Below are 13,154 nucleotides of genomic sequence, written 5' to 3' on the forward strand. Positions count from 1 at the left end.
CGGCTGCAGGCTGTGGCTGAGCATTGGTGGAATGCAGCTGTCCAGGAGGCGGAAGCGTGACAGCAGGCCTCTGTTTTGCCACCAGCGGACGGAGGCGGATTTGCCGATAACTGCTTGCAAAACGAGCAAGAGCTGTGTATCACAGGTGGCACGTATCATCGGATAACTAATCACTGACTATACCGAGCAGGAGGCCAGGGGGCAATGGTGGAATGCACCTGTCTGGAGTTTCCTGGCAGCCCGGAGCAGTCTCTCTTCTTATAGACCAATTTTGTTGAGGATTCCATGGGATTTCGTTGTGGAATAGTCGGCCTGCCCAATGTGGGCAAGTCGACCATTTTTAATGCACTGACCGCCGCAGCCATAGATGCGGAAAATTACCCCTTCTGTACCATTGAGCCCAATGTGGGTATCGTGCCGGTGCCGGACGTTCGCCTGGATACCCTGGCTGAGTTGGCCAAGACCCGCAGCAAGGTGGCCACCCAGATGGAGTTTGTGGATATCGCCGGCCTGGTCAAGGGGGCCAGTCAGGGCGAGGGGCTGGGGAATCAGTTTCTCGGCCATATCCGTCAGGTGGATGCCATCCTCCATGTGGTCCGCTGCTTTGAAGACAGCAATATCGTCCATGTGGATGGAGAGGTCAATCCCCTCCGGGACATGGAGGTCATCTCCACGGAGCTGGTCCTGGCCGACATGGAGACCGTGGAGAAGCGGCTGGTCAAGACCCGCAATCAGGCCAAGTCCGGTGATAAGGAGCTGATCGCCGAGGCCGCCTTTTTGGAGCAGTTGCTGGGAGTACTCAACGAGGGCAAGCCGGCACGAACCGTGGTCCCGGAGAACGACCGGGAGCGCAGGGTCCTCCAGGCGCTCTGCCTGCTGACCACAAAGCCGGTGCTCTATGTGGCCAATGTCAGTGATGAGGATCTGGAAGGCGGCAATGCCTATGTCGATCAACTGGTGGCGGCTGCCGAGGTCGAAGGCGCCTCCACGGTGACCATTGCCGGCGGCATTGAGCAGGAGTTGAGCCTGCTGGAACCCGAGGAGCAGGCCGAGTTTCTCCGTGATATGGGGATGGAGGAGCCGGGGCTCAACCGTCTGATCCATGCCGGTTACGCCCTCTTGAACCTGATCACCTACTTTACGGTCGGCGAAAAGGAGACCCGGGCCTGGACCATCACCCGGGGAACCAAGGCGCCCGGGGCCGCTGGGAAGATTCATACCGACTTTGAACGGGGCTTTATCCGGGCAGAGGTGATCGCCTATGACGAGTATGTCAGCTGCGGCTCCGAATCGGCGGCCCGGGATAAGGGGGTGCTCCGTTCCGAAGGCAAGGAATACACGGTCAATGATGGGGACTGCATCCTCTTCCGATTCAATGTTTGAGGCCTGAGTATGGAAGCGATTCCGCACAAGAAGGTGTTTATCAACCAGCTCCGGCAGGGGCAGCAACTGCAGGAGCTGTTTCTCCTCGCCCGCAAGACCCTGGCCGAGACCAAGGCTGGTAAGCCCTATCTGGCCCTTGGCCTGATGGATAGGAGCGGAGAGATCGAGGCGCGTTTATGGGACAATGCCGCCCACTACGATGCCCAGGCCCAGATCGGTGATTTTGTCCTGGTCCAGGCCACGGCAAAGTCCTACCGCGACCAGCTGCAGCTGGGGGTGGTTTCCCTGAAGCGGGTGGACGAGAGCGAGGTGGCCCTGGAGCAGTTCATGCCGGCCAGCCCCAGGCCCCTGGCCGAGATGGAACGTGAGCTCAGCGAGGTTCTGGCGGATATCTGTGATCCCGCCCTGGGACGACTGCTCCGTGAGATCTTCCAGGGGGAGACCCTGGCCAGTTTTGTCCGGGCTCCGGCGGCCAAGAAGATGCACCATGCCTATATCGGCGGTCTGCTGGAGCACACCCTCTCCATGGTGGCCATGGCCAAGAGAACAGCCGACCATTATCCCATGCTGGATCAGGATATGCTGGTGGCCGGCGCCCTGCTCCATGATATTGCCAAGATCGAGGAGTTCCAGTTTGCCCGCCTGCCCTTTGACTACACCGACCAGGGGCGGCTGGTGGGTCACCTGGTCCTGGGGACCGAGTTGGTGCGCAGGGCTGCGGCCCGGGTCAGTGAGCTGGACCCGGAACGTCTGGACCAGCTGCTCCATATGATCCTCAGTCATCACGGTCAGCTGGAGTACGGTTCACCGGTGCTGCCCATGACCCCGGAGGCCATGTTGCTCCACCATCTGGATGACATGGATGCCAAGATGAACTACCTGGAGCGGCTCCGGAATCAGCTGAGCGAGCCTGGCTGGCAGTGGACCGACTACCAGCGGCCCCTGGAGCGGTTCTTGTACCTGCGCGGGGTGGATGAGGAGGAGCTGCAGCGGCAGCATGATCAGCAGCGGCAGGGCCGACAGGCGCCGCGCCGGAAGCGAGCGAGCTGTAAGAAAAGTGAAGCAGAGAAGAAACAACAGTCCCTGTTCTGAACCTTTGACCAGGAGGCTGCACCCTACAGGCAGACCGCTGGCCCTGGGAGTCGCTGAAGGCGCTTCCGGACGGGGGGGATGATGGCATTTTCGGAAATCCAAGGTCAGCGCAAGGCCGTCACCCTGATGGAGCGGGCCCTGGCCGGTGGCCGCCTGAGTCACGCCTATCTCTTTTCCGGTCCCGATGGGGTGGGTAAGACCACCATGGCCAGGGCCGTGGCTGCCCTACTGCTCTGCACCGCCCCCGGCCCTGACCACGGTGGTTCGGGGACAGGCGTCCCCTGCGGCCGCTGTGGAGGCTGCCTCCAGCTGGCATCGGGGAATCACCCCGACCTGGTGGAGATCCGCCCCGATGGGGCGGCCATCAAGATCGGTCAGGTGCGCAAGCTCAAAGAGGCCCTGGCCTTTGCCCCCTTTGCCCAGGGCTACCGGGTGGTGCTCCTGGAAGAGGTGCACACCCTGCGGAGGGAGGCCGGCAACAGCCTGTTGAAGCTTCTGGAAGAACCACCCCACGATAACATCTTCATCCTGATCGGCTCCTCGTCCGAGGCCATGCTGCCGACCATCGTCTCCCGCTGTCAGGTCATCCCCTTCTTTCCCCTGCCCCAGGAGATCGCCGCCGGGATCATCGCGGCCAAACGAGCCGATCTCTCCCCCGGCGATGCCGCCATGCTGGCGGCCCTGGCTGAAGGCTGCCCGGGCCAGGCCCTGGCCATGGACAGCGATGGCCTGCTGGAGGTCTATACCAGCTTTCTCTCGCGCCTGATTCAGGCATCCCCCCGGGAGTCGGGTCAGGTGGAGGCGGCCCTGGCCTTTGCCGCCAGGATGACCACCCTGAAAGAGGGCTTGCCGCTGTTGCTGCAGTTGTTTCGGATCTTTTTCAAAGAGGTCATGGTCAGTCGCTTCCATAGCCGGGTGAGCGCCCTTCCCGGCGAGGAGCTCAAGCGGGCAAGAGAACTGTGGAACTTGGACCAGCTTTCTGCTAAGATAACGGCGATAGATAGCGCTGAACAGGCCCTGGCTCGAAACTGTAACCGGGGGCTGACCTGCGAGGTCCTGCTGCTCGATCTCTTTGACTGTGGATCCTGAGCAGGGATCCCTTTACCCTTTTGATGGCCCTTTTATGTCTGAGTTAGAACCGGAACAGGATGCCGACCATGTTGAGAGCCGGGAGGTGGCCGATGGCCTGACCTGGTATTACCGGCTGCGTTTTCGCCAGCAAGGCCAGGAGTTCACCGCCGAGGCCCATCTCCACGATCTCGGCTATGGCGATACCGTGATCGTCAAGACCGATCACGGTAATGAGCCGGCCATCATTGTCGGCAGGGCCGCCGGACAGGGGGACCCGGATCAGGAACGACCGGTCAGCTATCTGGTGCATCGGCCGGCCTCTGCCGATGAAGAGGAAAAATACCAGCAACTGCCCTTCCAGGAAAAGTCGGCCTACGCCTTCTGTCAGAGGCAGGTGGGGTTGCTCAAGCTGCCCATGCATCTGGTGCGGGTGGAACGTTTCTTTAATGGCTCCAAGATTATCTTTTATTTTACCGCCGAAAATCGGGTGGATTTTCGTGAGCTGGTCAAGGTGCTGGTTCAGGAGTTTCGTACCCGGGTAGAGATGCGTCAGATCGGGGTGCGCCACGAGACCCAGATGATCGGTGGCCTGGGCAGCTGTGGACGGGAGCTCTGCTGTTCCAGTTATTTGAAGAAATTTGAATCGGTCTCCATCAAGATGGCCAAGACCCAGGATCTCCCGCTGAATCCAGCTAAGATTTCAGGTGTCTGTAACCGGCTGCTCTGTTGTCTGACCTATGAGTACGAGACCTACCGCAAGGTCAAGAAAGGGATGCCCCGGGTCGGTCGCTCCCTGCGCTACGAGGGCGAGGTCTATAAGATCATTCGTCAGGTCCCCCTGACCGGGACCTTGCTGGCCCTGAACAGCGACGGCGAAGAGCGGGTCTTTGTCGAGGATGAGTGGCGGGCTGCGGAGATCCTCCAGAAGGCCCCGGCCCGAAAAGGCCAGGGCAGGAAGGGCGCTCCTGGCTCGCCCTCAAAAAAAGGCAAGTAAGCCCGGATATCCATCAGCTTCCATTTCCCCTAACTTTCTACCCCTGAACAAACGATCATGCCTACCTACGTCACCACGCCCATCTACTATGTCAATGCCATGCCCCATCTGGGCCATGCCTATACCACCATCGTTACCGACACCTACAGCCGATTCCGCAGACTCTGCGGGGATGAGGTCCGTTTTCAGACCGGCACCGATGAGCATGGGGAAAAGATCGTGGAGGCTGCGGTCAAGGAGGGGGTCTCGCCCCGGGCATATGTGGACAGGATCTCGGCCGCCTTTCAGGCCACCTGGCCGCAGCTCTCTGTGGCCCAGGACTATACCATCCGGACCACAGACCCGGACCATGTGCAGACGGTCCAGGATATCCTTCAGCAGGTCTATGACAACGGTGACATCTATTTCAGCGAATATTCCGGCCACTACTGTCAGGGCTGTGAGCGCTTCCTCACCGAAAAGGAGTTGGTCGACGGCAAGTGCCCCGATCATCAGGTGGCCCCCAAGGAGATCTCCGAGCAGAACTACTTCTTCCGGATGTCCAAGTATCAGGATTGGTTGATCGATCACATCAAGGCCAACCCGGAGTACATCACCCCGGAGCGTTACCGTAACGAGGTGCTCTCCTTTCTCAGCGAGCCTCTGGAAGACCTCTGTATCTCCCGGCCCACCTCCCGCTTGACCTGGGGGATTCCGCTGCCCTTTGATGAGAACTTTGTCACCTATGTCTGGTTTGATGCCCTGATCAACTACCTCACCGGCATCGGTTATCCCGATGGCTCGGATTTTGAGAAGTACTGGTCAGTGGCCGAGCACGTGATTGCCAAGGATATCCTCAAGCCCCATGCCATCTACTGGCCGACCATGATCAAGGCCATGGGGTTGAGCCCCTACAGGCGGCTTCACGTCCATGGCTACTGGAACGTGGATGAGACCAAGATGTCCAAGTCCATCGGCAATGTGGTGCGGCCCAAGGAGCTGGTGGATACCTATGGGGTGGATGCGGTCCGTTACTTTGTCCTTAGGGAGATGAGTTTTGGCCTGGATTCCTCCTTTTCCAGCGATGCCATCGTTGCCCGCCAGAATTCTGATCTGGCCAATGACCTGGGTAACCTCTTTTCCCGCTCCCTGACCATGGTGGTCAAGTACGCGGCGGGAAAGGTCCCGGCCGCTGATCCGACCAGCGAGGGGCCTGCCGAGGCGGAGTTGAAAAATGCCCTGGCAACCATGGTGAGCGGCTATGAAGAGCATATGAACCGCTTCGAGTTCCATCGGGCCCTGCAGGCGGTCTGGGAGGTGATCGGTCTGTTGAATCGCTATATCGTCACCAATGCCCCCTGGGAACTGGCCAAGGATCCTGCGCAGGAGGGGCGGCTGCAGACCGTGCTCTACTCCCTGAGCGAGGCCCTGCGGATCATCACCCTGGTGTTGGGGCCGGTCATGCCCGAGGCTGCGGCCAAGATGGTCACGGCCCTCGGTCTTGATGGACGGATGGAGAACGTTACCCTGGCTGAAGCCGGAGCCTGGGGCGGCATCCAGGTCGGGACGCAGGTGGCGGCACCCCAGCAGCTCTTTCCCCGGCTGGACAAGAAGGCGCTCGCGGCCGGTAGTACTCAGCAGGCGGCTCCTGTCAAGAAGAAGGCCCGGAAAGAGGAGAAAAAGAAGGAGATCAGTCAGGACGGCCTGGTCAGCTTCGAGCAGTTCGGCAAGTTTGATTTGCGGGTGGCGGAGATCCTCGCAGCCGAGAAGATTGCCAAGTCGGACCGCCTGCTCAAACTGACGGTGCTCCTCCCGGAAGAGCGGACCATCGTCGCCGGCATTGCCGAACATTACAGCCCGGAGGAGCTGGTCGGTAAACTGGTGATCGCGGTGGCCAACCTCAAGCCGGCCAAGCTGATGGGGGTTCCCTCCCAGGGCATGGTGCTGGCCGCCAAGACCACCGGAGAAGACGGCAGGGAACAGCTGATCCTCTCCACCGTGGCCGGCAGCATTGCCCCGGGCAGCAAGGTCGCCTAACGAGTTCAAGAAAGTATAGATTCCTTTTTTACAGGTATGCAGATATGTTTATGCTCAGTAATTTTCTCATGGCCGTGGCCAAACTGGTCAGCTTTGTCCTCAGCGCCTACATCTGGGTGGTGATCGGTAGGGCGGTGATCTCCTGGGTCAACGCCGATCCCTATAACCCCATTGTCCGTTTTCTGATCCAGGTCACCGAGCCGCTGCTGGAGAGGATTCGACGGGTTCTGCCTCCCATGGGGGGGCTGGATCTGAGCCCCATGATCCTGATCATGGGGATCATCTTCCTGCAGAGTTTTCTGGTACCGACCCTGCAGCAGATCGCCATGGCCCTGCAGTAGGGGCGGCAGATCGTGGCCGCTTACCCCTGCTGCTCTGCGCAGGCCGACGGCGCCGTGCTGCTCCGGCTCTATGTCCAGCCCAGGGCCAGTAAGAATGAGTTTGCAGGGCTCCATAATCAGGCCCTTAAGCTGCGCCTGACCAGTCCGCCGGTGGATGGCAAGGCCAACAAGGCGGTGCTGGCCTTTCTGGCCAAGGTCTTGGGGGTGAGCAAGTCGTCCCTGGTTATCAAGAGCGGTCAGCAGAGCCGGACCAAGACCGTGCTGATTGAGGGACGTTCCCTGGAGCAGGTAGAGGCTGCCCTGGCAGCATTACCGGGGCGGCACTGAGGATCGTCCGCGCCGGTTCCGTTTTTTTGCTTGCCACGGTTGGAGAAGGTTCAGAGCAGGGGGCTCTTTCTTTCACCCCAGCACCACAGTGCAGCATCAGAGCGCAGCACTAGAGCACAGTAGCAGAGAGGATGTGCAGAGCTGGTGCTGGCTATCCGCAAGAGCAACCATGAGGAGGGTACCATGGCAGACGAGCAGACAGATTTTCTAGTCCTGGCCAACTGGAAGGCCAACTTCGCACCCCAGAGGGCCTACCAGTGGTGTGATACCTTTGCCGGCAGCTATCGCCCGCTGCCGGGAGTGGAGGTGGTGATCGCGGTGCCGGCGCTCTGCATGCTGGAGGTGGCTGCGCGGCTCGGTTCCCTTCCCGGAGTGGCCCTGGCCGCCCAGGGGGTATCTTCCTATCCCCAGGGGAGTTATACCGGTGCCACCCCCGCAGCCTGGCTCAGGGGGCTTGCGCGCTACAGCCTGCTGGGCCATCGGGAACGGCGTCACTATTTCCATGAGACGGTCCAGGATGTTGCCCGTCAGGTTGCCGAATCCCTGGCAGAGGAAGTGCAGCCCATTGTCTGTGTGGATCAGGAGACGGCCCGGAGTCAGGCGGCGATCTTTGATACGGAAGATCTTTTGAAAATCCATTGGGCCTATACGCCCCAGGATGCGGAACAGCTCGAGCGGAGCCACAGCGCTCGGGCCATAGAGGAGACGGTGGCCTCCCTGGGACGGGCTGTCGGCAATCAGCCCATGCTCTATGGCGGTGGCGTGGGGCCGCAAAATGGGGCCCAGCTGGCGTCCTTAGCCGGTATCTCCGGCTTGTTGGTAGGGCGGGAGTGTTTGGATGCTCAGGCCTTTGTCCAGCTGCTCAACCAGTTGCCTCTGCCCTAATGCAGCTCAAGGTAATCTTGAAAGGTTGAAAGTTTATCCTCGGAGTATGCACTCTATTCACTCTATTCACACTATGGCTGCGGTACATCTTTCCCCATGCCTTGGGCTTGATCGAAAAAACTCATTCTGTAAAGGAGCTGCAAGCCGGCTTACCTCCTTTTTCAGCGGTTTTTAGCGCAGCGATAGAGTGGGTTCGGTTGCCGGCGAGCATTGCTGCCCGCTCGGCAACCGGTGGCGCTGTTCTCCCTTGGGCTCAGCCGCACCCTCAATCAGCCAGGGAATAGACCTGGGGCAGGTTGCGATGGATCTCGGCGCAGTCCAGCCCGTAGCCGACGAGATAGCCCTGATCGATGGAAAAACCGCTATAGTCCACCTGCACCTCCACCTCTCGCCGCTCGTGTTTGTTAATCAGGGCACAGATTTTCACCGATTCGGCCCCCATCTCTGCAAAATGACTGGTCAACCAGGCCAGGGTATGACCGGTATCAATGATATCTTCCACCAAGAGAACATGCTTGCCCTTGAGATCGATTTCAGAGGGTTTGGAGAGCCGGATGGTTCCCGAGGAGTGGGTGGCGTTGCCATAGCTGGCCACCCGGATGAAATCGATTTCCAGCTCCAGGTCAACGGCTCGGCAGAGGTCAGCGGTGAAGATAAAGGCGCCGTTAAGCACCCCCAGCATCACCAGCTTTTTGTCACCATAGTCGCTGGTGATCTCCTGACCAAGCTCGGTGACCCGTGCTTGAATCTGTTCTTTGCTCAGTACGGTTTTTTTTATTTCCATATTTGTTGGTGAAGAATCGTATTCCATCAGAGATTTGGCTGAAGCGTGCAAGGCACGCCCCTACAGTTTCCATTCATGCAGGAGTCGTTGGGCTTCGGCTCGTTCAGGGAAGGACTGTTTCTGGGTCAGGGCCTGTTCGAGCTGCTGGATAGCCTCCTCCTGCTTCCCTTCGCCCTGGAGGGCCAGGGCCAGGTGATAGCGGAGAATGGGGTTGCCCTTGTCCTGTTCAACGGCCTGGCTGAACTCGTTACGGGCCAGGCTGAAAGATTTACGTTTATAATGGACCCAACCCAGGGTGTCAATGATGTGGGCATTGTTGGGCTGCTCCTGCTTGGCGATCATGGCCAGGCGCAGTGCTTCTCCCAGGTCCGGTTCCGGGCTCTCTGCAATCAGCCAGGCAAGGTTGTTGGCAGCCGGGGCAAAGTTGGGGTTGATGGTGAGGATCTTCCGATACGACTCCCGGGCCAGTTCCAGCTGGCCGGTCTGTTCATAGATGGTTCCCAGGCCCATGTGGGCGCTAACGGCGTCAGGTTGACGGCTCAGGAGTTCTTTGTACTCGGCGATGGCCTGCTCGGTTTTCCCCTGCCTGATCAGAATCAGGGCGCTCATGGCATAGGACTGTGGGTTCTCAGGGGCCAGGGCCTGGGCCTTTCTATAGGCTGCCAAGGCCTCTTCTGGCTGGTTGGAGCTGAGCAAGAGGTTGGCGAACAGAATCTGGAGAGCACCGCTTTCCGGCGCCTTGTCCAGTTGTTTGCGGGTCATGGTGATCAGGGCTTGCCGGTCGCTGCCTGCCTGCTGGGCCAGCTTGAGGACAAAGCCGAAGGCCTTGGCATTGCCCGGCTGAACGGCAAGAACCCGTTCAAAGGCATCCCTGGCCTTGTCCGGCTGTTTCAGGCCGAGGTAGGCCAGGCCCAGGCTGCCGAGGATCTCGACATTGTCAGGAACCTTGGTGTCCAGCTCGCTGAACATCTTTTGGGCATTTTCAAAGTCTTTGGAAAAGAGCACGCTCTTGGCCAGAATCATGGCGGCCTGGAAATTTTTTTGATCAAGCTTCAGCGCGGTGGCAGCCTCTTTTTTCGCTTCTTCGAAGTTGCCCTCCTGCAGGAAGAGCAGTGCCAGCATGGAGCGGGCCTTGGCGTGGGTCTGATTGCGACTGATGGTTTCCAGGAGTGCGTTTTTGGCAAGGTCTGTCTGTTTCAGGTTGCTGTGGGCAATGGCCTTTACAAAAAAGGTTTCATCCCATCTGGGATAGTCGTTGCTCAGCTTATCCGCAATTTCCAGAGCCTCTGCCGGCTTGCCCTCTTTGAGCAGGAATTTCGCCTGGACCAGCTTTGCCCCGCCATTTTTGGGGTTGGTGGCAAGAATCTCAGCCATGAGCTTCCTGGCCTGTTCAAATTTTCCGCGACTGAAATAAAAATCAGCCAGTTTGGCCTTGATGTTTTCCGGGCTCTCCGAGGCCGCAATCGCCTCTGTGTACAGCTGTTCTGCCTGGCTGTCTTTTTTCTGTTTGGCGTAGAACTCGGCAACAGATGCCTTTAAGCCGATATCTTTTGGAGCGATTTCCATGGCCTTGAGGAGATCCTGTTCCGCACCTGCAAGGTCGTTGTTACGGAGGGCAAGGTTGGCCATCTGCAGATAGGGCTGGGGTGATTCAGGGAAGGCGGCCGCCATCCGGGTGAGTGTGCTCTTGGCCTTGTCCAGCTGCTTTTGGCTGAGATAGAAGGAGACCAGGGTGATGTAGTTTCCCTGTTTCTGGTCATTGAGGTCCAGGGCCTTGATAAAGGCTGCCTCAGCAGCAGGAGCTTTTTTGGCAACAGCCAGTACCCTGCCTTTAATGGTGTAGAGCCGATCTTCCGTCGGTGCCAGGGCAATAGCCTTGTCTATGTTGCTCAAGGCCTGCTCCGGGCTGTTGTCAAGGAGTTCAAGGTTGGCTGCAAGGGCCAGGCCATCAATGTTTTCCGGGTCCTGGCCAAGGATTTCCTCAATGAGTCTTCTGGAGTCCTCTTTTTGCTGGCTGAGCAGATAGAACTCTGCGGTTTTTACCTTGGCATCAAGGTTGTCGGGATCCAGGGTCGCAGCACGTTGCAGCTCTCCAAAGGCCTGGCGGGGGTCACCGCTCTTGAGGTAGAGCAGGCCGAGCTGGTAGCGCGCATCAGCGAACTTGGGATCGATCTGGATGGCATTTCGCAGCTCGATGATGGCTGCCTCGGGCTTGTCCTCATCCAGGTAGATCATTGCCTTTTTAAAGTGGACCTCCTTGTCCTTGGCCGGATCTGAACAGCCGGCAGTGAGGGCCAGAAAAGCAATGAGCACAGTGGCTACAAGCGAAAAGGCAAGGTTTTTTAAGCGCATGTTCTCCCCATCTCCTTAAGAGTAAAAGAAAAAGTATTGTGATGAATGGTAGCAGACTATGGGTCAAAACAAAAGTATGCTTTTTGACCTGGAGTTAAATGATTGCCTCCCCGTAGGGGGGCTTTTCAGAGAAAAAAGTTGCAATGTGTTTTAGGTTCACTATACATTTAACTTATTATAGGTCAAATATTTTTGGAGCAACTTTACTCGAGAATGGAGTGGTGATGAGCAGACAACCTGTAGCGGTACGCACTTGGCTAGTTGTGGTTTGGGCTATGATAAGCCTGTTGGCTCAACCATGCTTTGCGGCGGAATCCACCGGAGATGTGCCCGTAGACAGGGCGATGAAGGAGCAACTCCGCAAGGAGATCATGGGTGATGCCGTTCCGCTGAAGGTGGACGAGGAGTATGTCATCGGTTATCGAGATATCCTTTTTGTCTCCATCTATGGCGAAGGCTCCATGTCCGTTGGGGTGAGCGGAGGCAAGGCCGATTCCGCATCGCTTGGGGGAACAACTGCCACTGCAGGATCCGTAATCCGCGGTCGAGGTACCGGATCGGAGGTCCGCATGGACGGCAGGGTTTCGCTCAAGCATATTGGCGATGTCTATGTGGTTGGGATGACCCTGACCCAACTTGCCGATTATTTGAAAAAGCTCTACAGCTCCATCTATGAAAGCCCCAGTGTGACCACCACCCTGATCCAGAGCAACAGCAGGCAGTATACGATCATGGGCCAGATTCTCAAGCCCGGACTTTATCACCTGGATTACCCCCTGACCATTGTCAAGGCCGTTGCCCAGGCGGGTGGTTTCAGCGAGTGGGCAAATTCAGAGGTCACGCTTATCCGCCAGGGCAGTGCCTACCGAGGGAAGGGGGATGAGGCCAAAGGCCGCACCTTTGATTTTGACTATGATGACTTTCTCAAGGGTAAAGACTTGCAGAAAAATCTCCAGGTTCAGCCAGCAGATGTGATTATCGTGCATTGAGCATGGCTGCAAGATGAGGTTTTGGCCAAGCCTATATATTTATCCGGATTGAGCTGCGTGATGACCCTATCGATACCCAACTACCTCACCATTGATGTGGAAGACTATTTTCAGGTCGCTGCCTTTGAGCGGGTGATTCGGGAAGATGCCTGGCCTCAGTTTGAATCCAGGGTGGAGGCCAATACCCACAGGGTCCTGGAGTTGCTCGCCGATCACCAGGTGCGGGGAACCTTTTTTGTGGTGGGCTGGACAGCCGAGCGCTACCCTGCCCTGATTAGGCATATTGCCGACCAGGGCCATGAGATCGCCTGTCACAGCTATCGGCACCAGAAGGTCTACACCCTGACTCCGGAGGCGTTTCGTCAGGACACCCAGCGGGCGAAAACGGTCCTGGAAGATATAAGCGGTAAACCGGTTGTCGGCTATCGGGCTCCCACCTACTCCATCACGGCCCGCTCCCTATGGGCCCTGGATATCCTTGAGGAGCTGGGTTTTCAATGGGATTCGTCTATCTTCCCCATTATCCATGACAACTATGGCATACCCGATGCCCCGCGCTTTGAGTATCCCTTGCCTGGTCATAATCTCATGGAATACCCGATATCTACGGCCCTGTTTTTCGGGCGCAAGATTCCGGTTGCCGGTGGTGGCTATTTTCGGATTTTTCCCTATTGGTTCAGCCGGATGGCTTTAGGGCGCATCAATAGCCAGGAAAAGAAACCATTTATTTTTTATCTCCATCCCTGGGAGTTTGACCCCCAGCAGCCGCGGATAGCCAGGGCCGGCTGGAAGTCACGCTTTCGTCATTATCTTAATCTTGACAAGACAGAGGGCAGGTTTGAGCGCCTGTTGAGCACATTCCGGTTTCGGCCCATTTCGGCGCATTATTGCGCCTGAGGTTGCAATAGCATCCAGAATTC

Annotated in this window: 12 protein-coding genes; 10 read left to right on the forward strand and 2 right to left on the reverse strand. The window is 58.0% G+C overall.

Annotation, left to right across the window (positions count from 1 at the left end; all coding sequences use genetic code 11):
* Positions 1 to 285: 285 nt before the first annotated feature.
* The 8 genes from ychF to G494_RS0119970 all read left to right on the forward strand — a co-directional run bounded on the left by ychF (position 286) and on the right by G494_RS0119970 (position 8,109).
* On the forward strand, positions 286 to 1,383 hold the full coding sequence (gene ychF, locus G494_RS0119935) for a redox-regulated ATPase YchF (protein ID WP_028585926.1): 1,098 nt from the start codon (positions 286 to 288) through the stop codon (positions 1,381 to 1,383).
* Positions 1,384 to 1,392: 9 nt separating this feature from the next.
* A complete protein-coding gene (locus G494_RS24675) occupies positions 1,393 to 2,475 on the forward strand; it encodes a 3'-5' exoribonuclease YhaM family protein (RefSeq protein WP_084457131.1) in 1,083 nt (360 codons plus the stop codon).
* A 78-nt stretch (positions 2,476 to 2,553) separates the two neighbouring features.
* Positions 2,554 to 3,564, forward strand: a complete 1,011-nt coding sequence (holB, locus tag G494_RS0119945; RefSeq protein WP_028585927.1) for a DNA polymerase III subunit delta' — start codon at positions 2,554 to 2,556, stop codon at positions 3,562 to 3,564.
* Between the two features lie 34 nt (positions 3,565 to 3,598).
* A complete protein-coding gene (locus G494_RS0119950) occupies positions 3,599 to 4,540 on the forward strand; it encodes a PSP1 domain-containing protein (protein WP_028585928.1) in 942 nt (313 codons plus the stop codon).
* 57 nt (positions 4,541 to 4,597) lie between these two features.
* Complete coding sequence (metG, locus tag G494_RS0119955; protein WP_028585929.1) at positions 4,598 to 6,556, forward strand: methionine--tRNA ligase; 1,959 nt, start codon at positions 4,598 to 4,600, stop codon at positions 6,554 to 6,556.
* Positions 6,557 to 6,600: 44 nt separating this feature from the next.
* Positions 6,601 to 6,897 carry a YggT family protein gene (locus G494_RS0119960; RefSeq protein WP_028585930.1) on the forward strand — a complete coding sequence of 99 codons (297 nt, stop codon included), beginning with the start codon at positions 6,601 to 6,603 and terminating at the stop codon, positions 6,895 to 6,897.
* Positions 6,898 to 6,909: 12 nt separating this feature from the next.
* Positions 6,910 to 7,224, forward strand: coding sequence for a DUF167 domain-containing protein (locus G494_RS0119965; RefSeq protein WP_035247713.1), 315 nt, complete (start codon positions 6,910 to 6,912; stop codon positions 7,222 to 7,224).
* A gap of 183 nt (positions 7,225 to 7,407) precedes the next feature.
* Positions 7,408 to 8,109, forward strand: a complete 702-nt coding sequence (locus G494_RS0119970; RefSeq protein ID WP_153305969.1) for a triose-phosphate isomerase — start codon at positions 7,408 to 7,410, stop codon at positions 8,107 to 8,109.
* Between the two features lie 265 nt (positions 8,110 to 8,374).
* Here G494_RS0119970 and hpt read toward each other — a convergent pair whose 3' ends face one another.
* Positions 8,375 to 8,893 (reverse strand): hypoxanthine phosphoribosyltransferase, encoded by a 519-nt coding sequence (gene hpt, locus G494_RS0119975; protein ID WP_028585933.1) that lies wholly within the window; start codon positions 8,891 to 8,893, stop codon positions 8,375 to 8,377.
* A gap of 60 nt (positions 8,894 to 8,953) precedes the next feature.
* Positions 8,954 to 11,245: a tetratricopeptide repeat protein gene (locus G494_RS0119980; RefSeq protein WP_028585934.1), complete on the reverse strand. Its 2,292-nt coding sequence runs from the start codon at positions 11,243 to 11,245 to the stop codon at positions 8,954 to 8,956.
* 287 nt (positions 11,246 to 11,532) lie between these two features.
* Here G494_RS0119980 and G494_RS0119985 point away from each other — a divergent pair, with 287 nt between their 5' ends.
* Together G494_RS0119985 and G494_RS24680 are read left to right on the forward strand one after the other, a co-directional pair.
* The gene (locus G494_RS0119985) at positions 11,533 to 12,234 is read left to right on the forward strand and encodes a polysaccharide biosynthesis/export family protein (protein ID WP_208597723.1); all 702 of its coding nucleotides are present in this window, start codon (positions 11,533 to 11,535) and stop codon (positions 12,232 to 12,234) included.
* Positions 12,235 to 12,294: 60 nt separating this feature from the next.
* On the forward strand, positions 12,295 to 13,131 hold the full coding sequence (locus G494_RS24680; protein ID WP_035247718.1) for an XrtA system polysaccharide deacetylase: 837 nt from the start codon (positions 12,295 to 12,297) through the stop codon (positions 13,129 to 13,131).
* Positions 13,132 to 13,154: the final 23 nt, after the last annotated feature.

Origin of the sequence: Desulfogranum mediterraneum DSM 13871 (assembly GCF_000429965.1) — a bacterium.
GTDB lineage: Bacteria > Desulfobacterota > Desulfobulbia > Desulfobulbales > Desulfobulbaceae > Desulfogranum > Desulfogranum mediterraneum.